13 protein-coding genes are annotated in these 16357 nt (G+C 65.2%); 2 read left to right on the top strand and 11 right to left on the bottom strand.

Going from position 1 to position 16357, the window contains the following annotated elements:
* Nucleotides 1–133: 133 nt before the first annotated feature.
* Together CIT37_RS09095 and CIT37_RS09090 are read left to right on the top strand one after the other, a co-directional pair.
* Nucleotides 134–1129: a glycosyltransferase family 2 protein gene (locus CIT37_RS09095; RefSeq protein WP_095426673.1), complete on the top strand. Its 996-nt coding sequence runs from the start codon at nt 134–136 to the stop codon at nt 1127–1129.
* Nucleotides 1130–1137: 8 nt separating this feature from the next.
* On the top strand, nt 1138–1821 hold the full coding sequence (locus CIT37_RS09090) for a class I SAM-dependent methyltransferase (RefSeq protein WP_244611372.1): 684 nt from the start codon (nt 1138–1140) through the stop codon (nt 1819–1821).
* Between the two features lies 1 nt (nt 1822).
* On the opposite strand, the gene CIT37_RS09085 is transcribed toward CIT37_RS09090, so the two are convergent.
* The 11 genes from CIT37_RS09085 to tolQ all read right to left on the bottom strand — a co-directional run bounded on the left by CIT37_RS09085 (nt 1823) and on the right by tolQ (nt 15903).
* The gene (locus tag CIT37_RS09085) at nt 1823–3268 is read right to left on the bottom strand and encodes a hypothetical protein (RefSeq protein WP_095426675.1); all 1446 of its coding nucleotides are present in this window, start codon (nt 3266–3268) and stop codon (nt 1823–1825) included.
* A gap of 170 nt (nt 3269–3438) precedes the next feature.
* Nucleotides 3439–5364: an ATP-dependent zinc metalloprotease FtsH gene (gene ftsH, locus CIT37_RS09080; RefSeq protein WP_028140315.1), complete on the bottom strand. Its 1926-nt coding sequence runs from the start codon at nt 5362–5364 to the stop codon at nt 3439–3441.
* 264 nt (nt 5365–5628) lie between these two features.
* Nucleotides 5629–6687: a tRNA lysidine(34) synthetase TilS gene (tilS, locus tag CIT37_RS09075; RefSeq protein WP_095426676.1), complete on the bottom strand. Its 1059-nt coding sequence runs from the start codon at nt 6685–6687 to the stop codon at nt 5629–5631.
* A 77-nt stretch (nt 6688–6764) separates the two neighbouring features.
* Nucleotides 6765–7829: a tol-pal system protein YbgF gene (ybgF, locus tag CIT37_RS09070; protein ID WP_095426677.1), complete on the bottom strand. Its 1065-nt coding sequence runs from the start codon at nt 7827–7829 to the stop codon at nt 6765–6767.
* 204 nt (nt 7830–8033) lie between these two features.
* Nucleotides 8034–8522 (bottom strand): peptidoglycan-associated lipoprotein Pal, encoded by a 489-nt coding sequence (gene pal / locus CIT37_RS09065; protein WP_095426678.1) that lies wholly within the window; start codon nt 8520–8522, stop codon nt 8034–8036.
* A 305-nt stretch (nt 8523–8827) separates the two neighbouring features.
* Nucleotides 8828–9568 (bottom strand): N-acyl amino acid synthase FeeM domain-containing protein, encoded by a 741-nt coding sequence (locus tag CIT37_RS09060; RefSeq protein ID WP_028140318.1) that lies wholly within the window; start codon nt 9566–9568, stop codon nt 8828–8830.
* Nucleotides 9569–9759: 191 nt separating this feature from the next.
* Entirely contained in the window at nt 9760–12090 is a 2331-nt protein-coding gene (locus tag CIT37_RS09055; RefSeq protein ID WP_038974611.1) for a putative bifunctional diguanylate cyclase/phosphodiesterase, read from the bottom strand.
* A 252-nt stretch (nt 12091–12342) separates the two neighbouring features.
* Nucleotides 12343–13689, bottom strand: coding sequence for a Tol-Pal system beta propeller repeat protein TolB (gene tolB / locus CIT37_RS09050; RefSeq protein WP_028140320.1), 1347 nt, complete (start codon nt 13687–13689; stop codon nt 12343–12345).
* A 41-nt stretch (nt 13690–13730) separates the two neighbouring features.
* Complete coding sequence (tolA, locus tag CIT37_RS09045; RefSeq protein ID WP_091956427.1) at nt 13731–14690, bottom strand: cell envelope integrity protein TolA; 960 nt, start codon at nt 14688–14690, stop codon at nt 13731–13733.
* 3 nt (nt 14691–14693) lie between these two features.
* Complete coding sequence (gene tolR, locus CIT37_RS09040; protein ID WP_028140322.1) at nt 14694–15143, bottom strand: protein TolR; 450 nt, start codon at nt 15141–15143, stop codon at nt 14694–14696.
* A gap of 43 nt (nt 15144–15186) precedes the next feature.
* Nucleotides 15187–15903 carry a protein TolQ gene (gene tolQ / locus CIT37_RS09035; RefSeq protein ID WP_018317771.1) on the bottom strand — a complete coding sequence of 239 codons (717 nt, stop codon included), beginning with the start codon at nt 15901–15903 and terminating at the stop codon, nt 15187–15189.
* Nucleotides 15904–16357: the final 454 nt, after the last annotated feature.

Below are 16357 nucleotides of genomic sequence, written 5' to 3'. Positions count from 1 at the left end.
TTAATCGTGCATCGCGTTCCGCCTCCGCCCTCAATCGCCCGAGTGCCCTAGATCCTTAACAGTCGCGGCAAGGCGACCTTAACCACCGCCGAACTAGACTCCCGCCCCTGCAACCCAGCCGGAAATCTCTCGCATGGCGGCCAATTCCAGATCGATCCGCTACAGCCTCGTCATCCCCGTGTTCAACGAGGAAGCCGTGCTGCCGGTCCTGCTGCGCCGGCTCGACCTGGTCTTGTCCCGGCTCGACGGTCCGGCTGAAGCGATCTTCGTCGACGACGGCAGCAGCGATTCCAGCTCGATCGTGCTCCAGGCGCTCGCCAAGCGCGATCCGCGCTTTCGCTATGTCGGCCTGTCGCGAAATTTCGGCCATCAGGTCGCCATCACCGCCGGCATGGACGCCGCGGAAGGTGACGCGATCATCGTGATGGATGCCGATTTGCAGGATCCGCCCGAAGTGATCGAGCAATTGATCGCAAAATGGCAGGAAGGCAACGACGTCGTCCACGCCCGCCGCCTGTCACGCGAAGGCGAAAGCCGGTTCAAGCGTGCGACGGCGCATCTGTTCTACCGGCTCCTCGGCAGGATGTCCTCGGTCGGCATCCCCGCCGATGTCGGCGACTTCCGCCTGATCGATCGCAAGGTGCTCGACGCACTCAGGCAGATGCCGGAGCAGGATCGCTTCGTACGCGGCATGATCGCCTGGCTCGGTTTCCGGCAGGCCGAGGTCGCCTTCCACCGCCTCGAGCGCGCCGCGGGCGAAACCAAATACCCGCTGTTCAAGATGGTGCGGCTCGCGGTGAACGCCACGCTCGGCTTTTCCGATCTGCCCCTGCGGCTTGCGATCTGGTGCGGATTGACGGTTTCGGGACTGGCCCTGCTCTACGGCGGCTGGGTGATCCTGCTGTGGCTCAGCAAGGACAGCCATCTCGTGACCGGCTGGTCGTCGACGATCGTCGTCGTGTCCCTGCTGTGCGGAATCAACATGCTGATGACCGGTATCGTGGGGCTGTATGTCGGCCGCATCCATGCCGAGGTGAAACGCCGCCCGCTCTATGTGGTGCAGACGCGCGCCGGCTTCGATCGCAACGAGGCGGCGGCAGCGCCTGCAATCCACGCAGTCAACGAGTGATCCGGCGCATGAGCGAGCTCTTCGACGGCTATCACGCCAACTACCGTGACGTTGTCCAATCCTCGATCGACTTCTCCGGCTTGCCGCATGATTTCTTCATGCGCGCGAAGGCCGATCTCCTGGCCGATCTGATCGCGCAGCGGCTGAACACCGAGAGGCCCGACATGCTGGACGTCGGCTGCGGTGTCGGCAGCCTTCATCCCCTGTTGCACGGCATGGTCGGCCGCTTGAGCGGTATCGACGTTTCGTCGGCCAGCCTGGCGCAGGCCCGCGCGGCCAATAGCGGGGTCGACTACCGCGAGTTTGACGGCCGCACGTTTCCCTTCGAGGACGCCAGCTTCGATCTCGTCACGGCCATCTGCGTGATGCACCATATCGTGCCGGCCGAATGGACACATTTCATCACCGAGATGCGGCGGGTGGTGAGGCCCGGGGGGCTCGTCTGCGTGATCGAGCACAATCCCTACAACCCGCTGACACGTCTTGCCGTTGCGCGCTGCGAGTTCGACCGGGACGCCGTCCTGCTCAGTGCCGGCAAAGTCCGAAAGCTGATGGCTGCGGGCGGCTTGCGCGAGATCGGCGCCCGCCATTTTCTGCTGCTCCCCTGGGACACCAAACCGGCGCGTCGCCTCGAAGATGCCCTGAGCGGCGTGTCGCTCGGCGGCCAATACGCGGCCTTCGGGTCCGTCTGACTTATCTTTGCGGCGTATCCCGCCGCTTGTGCACGACCGCCACGTCGTCGCTGTAGACGCGTTGCCACTGCGGCAGCCGGTCGAGCATCGCGACCGCCGGTGTCCGCGGCGCGAGCAGCGTCGCGCCGATGTCGTATTCGTCGAGCAGCTTGAGAAAATCTGCGAGGTCAACCAGCGCCAGGGCACGATTGTAGCGGTCGATGAACGGCCCGCCATACAGTTCGCCGCGACCATCGATGAAGGTGGGAATGCCGGCAAAGATCAAATAGCCGCCGAAGGAATAATCGTTGAGCACGCGCCCCGCCTTGGCGAGGTCGGCTTGCGCGACGGCAACTCGAGGGGTGATGACGGTAGCCGGCCGTATGTCGCGCGCCAGCGCCGCCCCGCTCATCGCGATCAGAACACCGAACGCGGCCAGATTCAGGCCGCGCGACGCGCCCTCCGCATCGTCCGTGATCCGCCCGCCGAATGTCCGACCCAAGGGGGCCGCCAGATAGAGCGGCGCCAGCATGGCCAGCAGATCCGCGTTGCGGACCTGCGCCAGTGCGAAATGGAGCAGGCCGATCACCACCAGGGCCCGCACGACCGGCAGCGTCACGCCGCGCGCGAGCGCAAAGATGCCAGCCAGCAGCAGCAACTCGAAGCCACCGACATGGCTGAAATCCTGCGGCCGCCATTCCCCGATCCAGGCGAGCGCAGAGCCGAGACCGAGTGTCGTCAACGGCATCAGCAGCGGTTCCGGCCCGTGTGGTGTCAGGCATGATGCTGCGAGGGCAAGCGCCGAGAATGGCAGCCATCGCAGCAGCACGCGCGGCCATTCGCTTCGCTCCTCACGCAGCAGCGCCTCGAGCACGGCCGGACCGATCAGCCCGAGCGCGAGCACCACGCTGCCATGCAGATTGGTCCACAGCACCAGCAGCGGCAGCGCCCAGTATGGCGGAGGCCCGCCGCGATCCATGCAGCGCACCAGGGTCGCCGCCCAAATCACCATCACCGGCAGCACGAGGACATGCGGCCGCGCCAGCATATGCGGCGCCAACAGGATGACGGCCGCGATCACCATGAGCAGCGTCAGGGCCGGCGAGAGCTCGCGCAGCAGGAAGAAGGTGAACAGGCCAAAGGCGAGCGCTATCGCCGCTGCTGCGACGACGACGACGCCGGGCCAGCCGGACAATGCGTAGGCTCCGGCGTAGACGATTTCCGAGAGCCATTCGAACGTGATCCAGGGCGCGCCATGCTTCGAAAACGAAAAGGGATCGCTCTCCGGCAGGGTGCCATGCGCGATGATCCAACGCCCGACCTCGATATGAGAATAGCTGTCGGGATCACCGAGCAGCCACGGCCCAACGATCAGCAACAGGGCATAGACGCCGATGCCCACTGCCCAAGGGAGCGCTGCACGTGCCGAAAACGGTTGAACCGCGCTGTGGACGACCTGGTCAGTCATGGCGGGCCAAAATAGGACGCAAGCGTTAAGTTCTTCTTTAGTGATTCCCGCGGTTGCCCCGGAAGCCGCGCGCTTCGCTCGCGCCGGGAGCGCCCTGCATCCGCGAACCGCCAGCCAACAAAAAACGCGGCGTTTCCGCCGCGTTTTGCAATCTCACCTGCCGCTCGCAATTACGCCTGCGGCTGCGGCTCCAGGCCGGGATCCGTATCGGGCCGCGGGCGCGGCGACTTGCCGGCCGGGGGCACCGCGGAGGCGCGCGGCGTGCTCGGCTCGAGCACGGACTCGCGGTTCGGCTTCTTGCCCTTGAGCAGATCGACGATCTCGTCGCCGCTCAGCGTCTCGAACTCCAGCAGGCCCTTGGCGAGCGCTTCGAGATCGGCGCGCTTCTCGGTGAGAATACGCGTCGCTTCGTTGTAGCCCTCTTCCACGAAACGCCGGATCTCGGTGTCGATCTTCTGGACCGTCGCCTCCGATGCGTTCTGGGTGCGCGACACCGACATGCCCAGGAAAACCTCGTCCTGGTTTTCGCCATAGGACACGGTGCCCAGCGCCTCGGACAGGCCCCAGCGCGTCACCATCATCCGGGCCAGGCGTGTCGCCTGCTCGATGTCGGAGGACGCACCCGAGGTCACCTTCTCGCGGCCGAAGATCAGCTCTTCGGCGACACGGCCGCCCATCATGATCGCGAGCCGCGAGGTCATCTGCTCCAGAGACATCGACAGCTTGTCGCGCTCGGGGAGCTGCATGACCATGCCGAGCGCACGGCCGCGCGGAATGATGGTCGCCTTGTGGATCGGGTCGGTCGCGACGACGTTGAGGCCGACGATGGCGTGGCCGCCCTCGTGATAGGCCGTCAGCAACTTCTCTTCCTCGGTCATGACGAGCGATTTGCGCTCGGCGCCCATCATCACCTTGTCCTTGGCCTCTTCGAATTCGGCCTGCGTCACCATCCGCTTGTTGCGGCGGGCGGCGGTCAAAGCGGCCTCGTTGACGAGGTTCATCAGGTCGGCGCCGGAGAAGCCCGGGGTGCCGCGCGCGATGGTCTTGAGGTTGATATCGGGGGCCAGCGGCACCTTGCGAACGTGAACCTTGAGGATCTGCTCGCGGCCGACGACATCGGGGTTCGGCACCACGACCTGACGGTCGAAGCGGCCCGGACGCAGCAGCGCGGGATCGAGCACGTCGGGACGGTTAGTCGCGGCGATCAGGATCACGCCCTCGTTCGCCTCGAAGCCGTCCATCTCGACCAGCAGCTGGTTCAGCGTCTGCTCGCGCTCGTCATTGCCGCCGCCGAGGCCGGCGCCACGATGACGACCGACCGCGTCGATTTCGTCGATGAAGATGATGCAGGGCGCGTTCTTCTTGGCCTGCTCGAACATGTCGCGGACGCGGCTCGCGCCGACGCCGACGAACATCTCGACGAAGTCAGAACCGGAGATGGTGAAGAACGGCACGTTGGCTTCGCCCGCGACCGCGCGCGCGATCAGGGTCTTACCGGTGCCGGGAGGGCCGACCAGCAGCACGCCGCGCGGAATGCGGCCGCCGAGGCGCTGGAACTTGCCGGGGTCGCGCAGGAATTCGACGATCTCCTGCAGGTCCTGCTTGGCCTCGTCGACGCCGGCGACGTCCTCGAAGGTGACGCGGCCATGCGCTTCGGTCAGCATCTTGGCGCGCGACTTCCCAAAGCCCATCGCCTTGCCGGCGCCGCCCTGCATCTGCCGCGACAGGAAGATCCACACGCCGATCAGGGCGATGAACGGCAGCCAGGAGACCAGCAGCGAGACGAACCACGGCACGTTGTCGCCGGGCGGCTTCGCGGTGATCTGCACCTTGCTGTCATAGAGGCGCTTCACCAGCGTCGGGTCGCTGGGCGCATAGGTCTGGAAGCTGGAGCCGTTGGTGAAGGTGCCGTGAATGTCCGGCCCCTGGATCACGACGTCGCGCACATTGCCGCGGTCAACCTCGCTCAGGAGCTGCGAGAAGGCGATGTCCTGCGAGGAGGCCCGCTGACCCGGATTCTGGAAGAGCGTGAACAACGCCAAAAGCAGCAAGACAATGATGACCCAGAGGGCGAAATTGCGCAGATTGGCGTTCATCGATCTTCCTTCGTGGTCGCGCGGATCGCGGCCTCATCCTTGGGCTCTACGAGGAAATCCCCAAGGAATCCTCATCGTTAGACGCATACAATTTAGGTGCCGTCCCGGTCGCTGCCAAGGGAACGAGGTGGGACTATTTATCCCATCTTAGAGCGATTCCCGCTGAAATAATGGCGTCCGGAGCGGGGTTTTTCCTGCCTGGTTAAGGTGTCCTGACGGCGCGGGGCCGAATTGACCGGTGTCATGATCCGCCCTCGTCCGCGCCTATCCGCCCTTGCGACGCCGGACCGGCGCCGGTGCGATGTGGATACGCCCGCCGGCTAGGCTGATCAAGGCTCCCGCAAGGGTCTGCCTCAAGGCCTGCCGGCCATTTGCGCCCGTGCGAGGGCTTGCGGCGATGGCCTGGTCGAGCGCGGCAAGGAGAGACTCAACCTTGCCGAGTTCCGCCGGCCCTTCGTGCCCGAGCGCGTTGATGGCCCGCAGCAGGAGCCGCAGCCGGACCTCCTCCGGCAGGACGGCAAAGGCCGAGGCCTCGAAGCTTCGAACACCTGCCTGCGGCGCATCGCCGCGATCCCTCAAATGGAGGAAGCGCTCGGCGCCGTCGGCCAGCAGCTCGACCGCCGCATTGGCCCGCGCCAGCCGGGCCGCGAGCCGCACCAGCGTGCGGGCATCGCCACCCTCGGCCGCAAGGAGCGGCAGCAGCGCCCGCAGCCGCGGCCGGGTGAAGGCGGTGTCGCGGTTGGTGGGATCGTCGGCAAAGCCGATCCTGGCCCGCTTCAAGGTCGCGATCAGCTGCGCCTTCGGGACCTCGAGCAGCGGACGCGCCAGCACGATCCCGTCGCGCTCGCTGAGGGAGGCCATTGCCGACAGCCCGGCAAGTCCGCTGCCGCGCAACAGGCGCATCAACAGGGTCTCGGCCTGGTCGTCGCGGGTGTGGGCGGTCAGCACATGGCTCGCGCCGACGGCACGCGCGGCCTGCGCGAGCAGGCGGTAACGCGCCTCGCGCGCCGCCGCCGGCAGTCCGGTCTTCGGCTTTGCGCCGCGCCAGCGCAGGGTCCGGTGCGGCAATCCGAGTTCAGTGGCGAGCCGCTTGACCTCGCGCGCCTCGCGCGCCGCCTCTCGCCGCAGGCCGTGATCGATCGTGACGACGGTGAGACTTGGGCCGCGCGCGAGGCTGCGCCGCCAGCGCGCCGCAAGCCACATCAGCGCGACCGAGTCGGGCCCGCCCGACACGGCGAGCACCAGCGCCGGCGCGCTCTTCAGGCCGGCGAAGAGCCGCCTCGCCTCGCGTGTCGAGATCGGAGAATTGTCGTCGTCTGACATGACGCGGCCCTGACCGTCGCAGGCGGATGGTTACGATGTCTAGCGCAGCGCCATCCGCGTTGTCAGGACCCCCGACGTCAGCACTTCACCCGTTTCTGCTCGCGGTCGACCGCGGCTTTGACGCCGGCGGAGGCGCGCGGATATTTGCGGCCGACCTCGCCGAAGGCGGCGCAGGCGGCCTCCTTCTCCTTCAGCGCGGCGAGCGACTGGCCGAGCCGCAGCAGCGCATCCGGGGCCTTGGCCGATTTCTCGTATTTGGTGGTGACGGCGAGGAAGGCTTCCGCGGAGTCCCGATATTGCTGGCGCTGGAAGTAGCTCTCGCCGAGCCAGTATTGCGCGTCGCCGAGCAGCGGGTCGCTCGGATATTTCTGCGTGAAGTTCTTCATGGTCTGCTCGGCGAGCGCGTAGTCCTTGCGCTGCATGTAGCCGATGCCGAGGTCGAACTCGTCGCGCGGCGTTGCCGAGGGCGGCAGCGTGGTCAGGCCGGCGCCGCCGGCCGGCGCGGGAGAGCCGGATTGGGCCGGCGGATAGCCGGGCTGCGCGGCCGGGGGAGCGGCCTGCTGCTGATAACGGGGGCCGGTGTTGGCGAGATCGAGCGGCTCGCCGGCGCCGCGGCCGCCGGGTGCTCCCGACGGCATCGGCTGCGGGCCGCCGCCGAGCGCGCGCGGCGCACCCGGCGCGTTCGGGTTCTGGTTCGGATCGAAGGCATCGCCGCGACGGCGCGTGCCGGGAGCGCCGGGCGCCGGCTGCTCCTGAACGATCGGCGCAGAAGCCGCGCTCTGCGGCTGCTCGTAATTCGGTTGCACGGCCTGCTGCTGCGGCTGCTGGCGATAGCCGGGCACAACCTGACCTGGTCCGACCTGGGCGGGCGGCATCGCCGCGACATTGGGCGCCTGTCCGGGCGCGCCTTGGGCGCCGCCCTCGAGCGCCCGCAGCCGCTCTTCGAGCTGGCGGTTGCGGTATTGCAGCTCTTCGTTCTGGCCAGTGAGCTGGCGCAGCTGGTTCTCCAGCCGCTCGATCCGCATCTCGGGATCGGCATCATCCGACTGCGCAAAGACCGACTGCGCAGTTGCGGGCGAACACAAAGAGAGCAGCGCGACGGTTGCCACGGTGCCGGTAATTGCCTTGAATTTCGATGACATCTTGCCCTGACGACAAAAGCGACGTGGCCCACGGCGGACCATTCGCCGCGCCACATAATGAGGAAGGGAGTACGCCAAAACCGTGACTTGAACCAAGGGGTTTTAGGTCACGGTTTGCTGAAACGAAACCGGCGCCCGAGAGGGCGCCGGCATAATCGGTTTTGGAAGATGAACGGCGCCTGACTGAGTGTCAGTATCTCGGCGTCAGGAGCTCGCGTTCAGCACGGTGACGGCACGACGGTTCTGCGACCAGCAGGAGATGTCGTTACAGACGGCGACCGGCCGCTCCTTGCCGTAGGAGATCGTGCGCATGCGGTTCGGATCGATGCCGCGCGAGGCCAGGAACGAACGCACCGACTGGGCTCGCCGGGCGCCGAGCGCGATGTTGTATTCGCGGGTGCCGCGCTCGTCGGCGTGGCCTTCGACGGTGAAGCTGTAGCGCGAATAGGTCTGCAGCCACTGCGCCTGCTTCTCCAGGGTCACGATCGCCTGCGGGGTCAGATCGGTCTGGTCGCTTTCGAAGAATACGCGGTCACCCACGTTGACGACGAAATCCTGCTGACTGCCAGGTGTTGCCGCATTGGCCATCGCATCCGTCGCGGCATTCTTGTTGGCGCAGGCGCCCATCGACAGCGCGACGGCGAGCACCGCGACCAGCTTCAATCCCTGGAGGATACGCATAGGATGTTTCATTCCGGAGCCTCCACGCTCACGTTAGTCCACTGCTGTCCGGTCTACAGGGGGTTGGTTAAGCGAACGTTCCGTCAACCTTGACGGAACCTTGCCTCAGCCGATCAAATGCCCCCAACCAGCGAAAAGCACCCGTCATGGTTAATGGGTTGTAAATGTGGCGCGAGGGTGAAGGCAAGCCGCGGCGGCCGGCAAAAACCCGGCTTTCGCCGGAATTTTGGGCCCAGGGCGCGATGCGTGGCGACGCGTGACGGGTAAGGGGCAGAGCCCAGGCTCAAACCTGGAGCCGCATCCACGCCATCGCCGACTCAGGCGTGCGCGGCGTCCGCGTGCGCAGCGTCAGCCACGAGCACCGGCCGCTGCGGCACCTGGCGCTGGCCGCCGCGCCCGAACAGCATCCGCCGCTCGAAGGCAGTCGACCGCATGATTGGATAACGCTCGAACACCTTCTTGCGGAAGGTCGGGAAGTCCGCCGCCATCAGTCCGAACGGCTTGGTGAGGCCGGGAACCAGCCGCGGCTCGGCGATGGTCTCATGCAGGAACACCCGCCGGTAGAAGGCCTGATGCTCGGGGCGCACGATGGCGAGGCCGAGATCGGCATTGAAATGCTCACAGGCCATGTAAGCGAGACGCGTCGTCAGATAGGGCAATTCCGGGACCCGCTTGACCTGGTCGGGATCGGCGACGAAGCGGGTCGGGTCGATCATGACCTCGCCGCGATCGAGCCGCGGCAGCAGGATGTCCGGGAAGACATCGGCCGAGGTGGACTCGCGCCATTCCGATGTCAGCACGCTGATGCGCACCGAGCTGCAGAGTTCGCCATGGAGATAGACGCCGAAGGTCCACGCGTTCGGCAGCTCGTCGTAGCGGTCGGTCACCCGCGCATCGGCGGAGGGCTTCACCGCGCCTTCCCGCAGATAGGCGCGGTAGCGGAGATTGTAGATCTCCTCCTTCTCCGCGACGGTTTCGGCAAGATGATAATCGACGTCGGTCAGAAGCTCTGCTCCCCGTCCAACAGCCGAAATGACAGATCTGGCTGAGGACTGCATTCCAACTCCTTAAACACACTCACGTCGCGGCATTCGAAGGCAATTCCTGCAAGACAACTTACGCGCGCGCCATGATTTATTAACACCTTCTTAACAAGTATGCAAAGCAATCGAAGGGTTAGGGTTAACCTCCGTAGCACTACGGTACCCTGCAACAGTCTGAAATGATGGGACGTTTCCGAGAAACGGAGTTAAGCGAAGGAGCGCGAGCTGGCGACGTGGAGCTGGCCTTCGCCGCGCCGCCCATGCGAGGCGTTGAGCAGCTGGCGCATCCGCACGGCGGGCACCGGACGGCTGAACAGATAGCCTTGCGCCTCGGAGACGGTGCCGTCGGCGCTGATCAGATCGAGCTGCTCGTTGGTCTCGATGCCCTCGACCACGACGGCCATGCCGAGATCGGCGGACAGCCGCGCCACGCCGCGCAGCAGCGTCAGCGGGCGGTCGGTGTCGATGCCTTCGAGGAAGGAGCGGTCGATCTTCACCTTCTGCATCGGGAAATTGTGCAGATAGCTGAGGCTGGAATAGCCGGTGCCGAAATCGTCGAGCGAGATGCGCACGCCGAGCGCATGCAATTGCGACAGGATGTCGTGGGTCAGCTGGGTGTTGCGCAGCAGCGAGGACTCGGTGATCTCGATCTCCAGCCGATGCGCCGGCAGGCCCGACACCTCCAGCGCGTAGCGGATTTCGCTCAGCACGTCGCGCTGGTGGAATTGCTGCGGCGAGAAGTTGACGGCGACGCTGACGCCCTCCGGCCACTTCATGCATTCCATGCAGGCGCGGCGCAGGATCCAGCGGCCGAGATCGACGATCAGGCCCATGTCCTCGGCGACCGGGATGATGTCGATCGGCGAGACCGTGCCGCGCACCGGATGATTCCAGCGCAGCAGCGCCTCGCAAGTGGTGATCTTGCCGGACTTCAGATTGACCAGCGGCTGGTAGAACAGCTCGAATTCCTCGTTGGCGAGCGCCTTGCGCAGGTCGAGCTCGAGGATGCGGCGGGCCTCGACGGTCGCCGCCATCTCGTCGCGGAAGAAGCAGAACGTGCCGCGGCCGTCGGCCTTGGCACGGTACAGCGCCATGTCGGCGTTCTTGAGCAGCGTATCGGCACTGGCATCGCCCGGCGAGGTCAGCGCGATGCCGACGCTGGCGCCGATCTCGACCAAATGATTGTCGATGCGGTAGCGCTCGCTCAGCCGCTCGACGATGCGGCGGGCCAGCGCGGCGGCGTCCTCGGGCGAGGAGATGTTCTGCTGGAACACGACGAATTCGTCGCCGCCGAAACGGGCGACGAAATCTTCGGGGCGCAGCATTTCGCGCAGACGGTTGGCGACGGCGCACAGCAGCTGGTCGCCGCAGGGATGACCGAGCGTGTCGTTGACCTGCTTGAACTGGTCGAGGTCGACGAAGAGCAGCGCGGAGAGCCGCTCGGCATGATGCGAATTCTTCAGCAGCCGCTCGATCTCGTCGTGAAAGCTGACCCGGTTGGGCAGCGCCGTGAGCTCGTCGTAACGGGCGAGATGGCTGATGCGGGCTTCCGCATTGGTGCGTTCGGTGATGTCTTCCAGCAGCAGCACCGTGCCGCCGCCGGTCATCGGCTGGAACGTCCAGGCCAGGGTGCGGCCGCGCGAGGAATCCGGATCGGCGGTGACGATCTCGCAGATCCGCGCATGCTCGATCTCGGCCAGGATGTGGTTGCCGCTCTCCGCCGAGATCGACCCGGCGGAAACGCAGGCCGCCGCGATATCGGCGGCAGTGGCGCCGCGCTTGACGAGGTCCTCGGGCAAGGCCATCAGCTCGCCGAAGCGGTGGTTCATCACTGCAAGGCGGCCGTCGGCGCGGAACATGCACAGCCCGTGCGGCATGTTGTTGAGCGCGGTGTCGAACTGGCTCGCCAGCGCGGATTCGCGGAAGCTCGAGGTCAGCGCCTTGACGAAGATCGCATGCAGGCTGAGGTTGATGTTCTTGAGCCCGATGAAGAAGAACACCAGCAGGATGGCAAGACCGATGTGGTAGAAGCCGCCGTGCAGCAGCAAGGCGAGCGACATCGGACCGCAGGCCAGTGCGACGTGCCACTGGATCACCCGGGGCTGCCCGTAATTGCGGGCGGCGCCGCCCGCGGTGTAGCCGATGCCGATGGCGACACAGAGCATGTCGGCGACCGGATCGTTGTTGTTGTAGATGACGACGAAGGCCCACACACCGAGCACGGCCGCATAGCTCAGCGCGCCGATCCAGTAACGCGGCTCCAGGTGCTTGGCCTCTTCGAATGACAGCACCTCGGTGCGGTTTTCATATCCGCGCATCTGGAAGGCGCGCGCGGTGCCGATGGCAATCAGCAGGAATGCAAGCGGCCACAGCCAGACGTCGCCCGTCTTCAACGCAGTCATCACCGCGGCCACGGCCGCGGAGGCCGAGCCGAGGAAGATCGCCCAGAAATTCTGCACCATGGAGTTGATGAGAGCGGCGTAGAGTATCGGCTCCAGCTCGTCTCGATCACTCTGCTTCTGGTCGGCCAGTTGCATTGGCTTGTTACGCGTCCTGTTTGGCGCGTAGTCTTACCCAGCCCAGATGAAGTCTTTCTGAGGGAACATCGTTAAAGTCGAGTTGTTTTTCGGTATCAGCGAACCGATTTCCGCTTAAATATCAAGCAACTAGGCAAGCCTTGCCGGGCACAAGGTGAAGGAAGGCTTGCTTTGCGCAGAAAAGTCGAAAAAATCGGCGCGTTTTTCGACAACATCGCGCGTCTGAACGCGCGATGTTTTAGCGCTCTCTTGTCAACCCGCCGTCGAGGATAACAGCGGCGACCATGCCGGGTCGGAGGCGAAGCCGGGCGTCGGCACCTTGAGCTCGTTGCGGCCGGAGATGTCGACGCTGTACAGCGACGGCCCGCCATTGCCGCCGGGATCGCGGAAGAACATCAGCACGCGGCCGTTCGGCGAGAAGGTCGGGCCCTCATTGTGGAAGCCGGAGGTGAGCAGCCGCTCGCCGGAGCCGTCGGGCTTCATGACGCCGATCGAGAATTGCCCGCCGCCCTGCCTGGTGAAGGCGATGTAATCGCCCTTCGGCGACCATACCGGGGTCGAATAGCTGGCGTTGGTATCGTCCTTGGAGAAGGAGATCCGCTGCGCCTGTCCTCCGCCCGCGGCCATCACATAGATCTGCGACCTGCCGCCACGATCGGACTCGAAGCAGATGCGGGTGCCGTCCGGCGAGTAAGACGGCGAGGTATCGATCGCCGGCGTGTCGGTAAGGCGCGTGGTCGAGCGCGAGCGCAGATCCATCACGAACAGGTTGGAATTGCCGCCCTGCTGCAGGCTCATGATGACGCGCTGGCCATCCGGCGAGAAGCGCGGCGCAAAGGTCATGCCCGGGAAGTTGCCGACGATCTCGCGCTGGCCGGTCTCGATGTTGAACAAATAGACCTTCGGATCGCCCTGGCCGAACTCCATATAGGTGATCTCTTGCGAGTTCGGCGAGAAGCGCGGCGTCAGCACGAGGTCGGAGCCGCGGGTCAGGTAGCGCACATTGGCGCCGTCCTGGTCCATCATCGCGAGCCGCTTGACGCGACGCTCCTTCGGGCCGCTCTCGTCCACGAACACCACGCGGCTGTCGAAATAGCCCTTCTCGCCCGTCATGCGCTCGTAGATCTGGTCGGAGATGATGTGGGCGATGCGGCGCCAATATTCCGGCGAGGTGAAATATTGCTGTCCGGCGAGCTGCTGGCCGGAGACCACGTCCCACAGGCGAAATTCGGCCTTGAGCCGTCCATCTGATTGCCGCGTCATGCGGCCGGTGACGAGGGCCTGCGCGTTGAGCGTCTTCCAGTTCTGGAATTGCGGCGCGACGTCGATGTTGCTGATGCGCTCGATGAAGGCGGCCTGGTCGATCGGGGCAAACAGGCCCGAGCGCTTCAGATTGTTGGTGATGACCTGAGTGACGCCGTTGCCGACGTCGCCGTCGGACGGCGAGCCCGGCACGAAGCCGGTGATCGCGATCGGGATCGGCTGGAATGCCGTGGGATCGATGCGGATGCGGCCGTCCTGGCCTTGAGCGAGGGCACGTCCGCCCCCGAGCATCGCGAGCGTCGATCCGGTCAGGGTCATGAAGCGGCGGCGGTTCATCGATCGGACGTCATTCATTGCAAAATTCTTTTGTTCGGATGTCACAACATATCTTTCAGGCCGAAAGTCATCGGAATGAGCTTCCAGCTCTCGTACTGCTGCTTCGGCATGAACGAGTAGACCTGGCACTGCACGATGGCGCGCCTGGCGCTCTCCGCCACCGCCTGGGCGATCGACCGCGACGGCCCCCTCACCGCGACCACGATGGGTTCGGACGCCAGCGATCCGTCGATCTTCATGGGAATGTCGATGTCGGCTTCGTACTGGTCGGCGTCCTGTCCGTTATAGGTCGGCGTGAAGCAGCGCTTGACCGCGCCCTGGAACGCACCGCGCCAGGTCGCAATGTTGTTGGCGGCAGTGCCGGTCGCCGATCCCAGCGAGGCCGACGCGTTCAGCGCCGTTCCCGTGAGCTCGTGCCGGGTCGCGGCACGCTTGTCGAGGTCGCGCTGGATCTGCGCGGGATCGAAGCTGCGCTCCTTGGGCTTGGGCTGCTGCTGCGGCTGCACCGCCGCAACCTTCTGCTCCACGGGCTTGGGCGGCGGCTTCTTGGTCTCCAGCTTCTTCTGCAGCTCGGCGATCGGATCTTCCTTGGCCGGATCAGGCTTCTTTTCCTGCGGCTTCGGCTCTTCCTTCGGCTTCGCCTCGGCCACGGGCTTCGGCGGCTCGGGTTTCTTCTCCACCGGCTTCTCGACCGGCTTCGGCGGCGGCTCCGGCTGCGAATTGGTCTTGATCAGTTCTTTCTTCTCGGTGACCTTGCCGACGGCGTCTTCCTCCGGCTTGGGCTCGGCGATCTTCTCGACCTTGGGCTTGGGCTCTTCCTTCTTGCCGGTCTTTTGCCCGGCCATCATCTTCGCGAGCTGATCGGTCGAGATGATGTCGATCGGAAGTGACTCTTCCGGCGCGACGTAGGCCTTGCTGCTAAAGGTGACCAGCCCCCATCCCAGCACGAGGACATGCAGGGCAATCGACGCAACGAGTGTCTTGTCGACCTTCACCTTCACGGCCTACCCCTGATCCGCTTCCGTGACGAGTGCGAGCTTCTTGAATCCGGCGCCGGACAACTGGCCCATCACCCTGGCCACCGTGCCGTAATCCGCCTTCTTGTCGGCGCGCAGATAGATGCGCTCCTCGAGCCCGCCGCGCGCGTCGGTGATCGCCTTCAGCTTGGGTATCAGCTCGTTGATCGCGATCTCGGCGTCGTTGATGAACACCTTGCCCTTGATGTCGATCGACATCTGGATCGGCTTCTGGTCGTTGTTTTCGAGGCTCTTGGCCTGGGTCTGCGGCAGGTCGAGCGGCACGCCGACCGTCAGCATCGGCGCCGACACCATGAAGATGATGAGCAGCACCAGCATCACGTCGACCATCGGCGTGACGTTGATCTCGGCCACGACGGGCTTGCGCCGGCCGCGGCGGCCGCCGCCTCCGGACGAACTCGCAACGTTCATCGCCATGATCGCGTGCCCAAATTGCCCTTCACACTATACATGCCGCCCGTCAGCCCCGCTCGTCGATCTGACGCGACAGGATGGCGGAAAATTCATCGGCGAAGCCCTCGAGCCGCTGGGCCTGCCGGTTCACCTCGGACGTGAACTTATTGTAGAAAATAGTGGCAGGAATGGCGGCGATAAGGCCGACCGCGGTCGCAAACAGCGCCTCCGCGATGCCCGGCGCGACCACCGCCAGAGAGGTATTTTTCGACGCCGCGATCGACTGGAAGCTCGACATGATGCCCCAGACGGTGCCGAACAGGCCGACGAAGGGGCCGGCGGAGCCGACGGTCGCAAGCACCAGCAGGCGGCGTTCCAGCCGCTCGACCTCGCGGGCGATCGAGACGTTCATGACCTTGTCGATGCGCATCTGAAGGCCGGCGACCGAGCGGGCCTGGTTCTCGAACGAGCGCTTCCACTCGCGCATCGCCGCCACGAAACAGGCCGCCATCGAATGCGTCGGCTTGGCAGAGAGGGTGCGATAGAGCTCCTCGATCGATTCGCCGGACCAGAACGCCTGCTCGAAGCGGTCCATCGAGCGGCGGGTGCGGGCAAACAGGAAGATCTTGTCGATCGCGATCGCCCAGACCCAGACCGAGCAGGACAGAAGTCCCAGCATCACCGCTTTCACGATCCAGTGAGCCTGCCAGAACAGCGCGATCAGCGACACGTCCGCGGAAGCGGCAACCGGAAGGGCTGACTGAGCCACGTCGGCCGGATTCATAAGCAGTATCCTCTCAAGGCGATCGTTACCCGATGTGCCGGCCAGCAAATGGCTGCCGGTTCCCCAATGGCCGCGCTAGCACCGGCGCGGCCGGCAAGCCCGCTCAAAGCCTTGTCTTTCTGGGTGCAGGGGCTCGTCCAGAGCCGGCCGTCTGCATTCCCTGCCAAGATGTCAAAACTATGGGCCTTTGGCCCCGGGCCTTGACGGTCCCTGGCTTCGGGCTTTGGGCGCGATTGTCCGCCCTTACCAGAGCCCGCCGTTGGTTAATGCGGGGTTACCAGGGGTGAATTTGGTTGCCGGAAAGGTAGGTGGCGCAGGGGGATGGGCGGACAGGCCTAGTCCGTGTCCCGGACCCGGGATGCGGCGTGCATGTGCGGTGAGATGGGCCCCGGCTCAGCAGCGCATCGTCAAAGAGACGCTGCGGTGCGTCCGGGGCGCGAGAGTTCCGCGTGTC

The organism is Bradyrhizobium ottawaense (genome assembly GCF_002278135.3).
Classification (GTDB): Bacteria; Pseudomonadota; Alphaproteobacteria; order Rhizobiales; family Xanthobacteraceae; genus Bradyrhizobium; species Bradyrhizobium ottawaense.
Note: the sequence above shows the minus strand (reverse complement) of the source record. Positions and strands in the feature narration are given on the sequence as shown.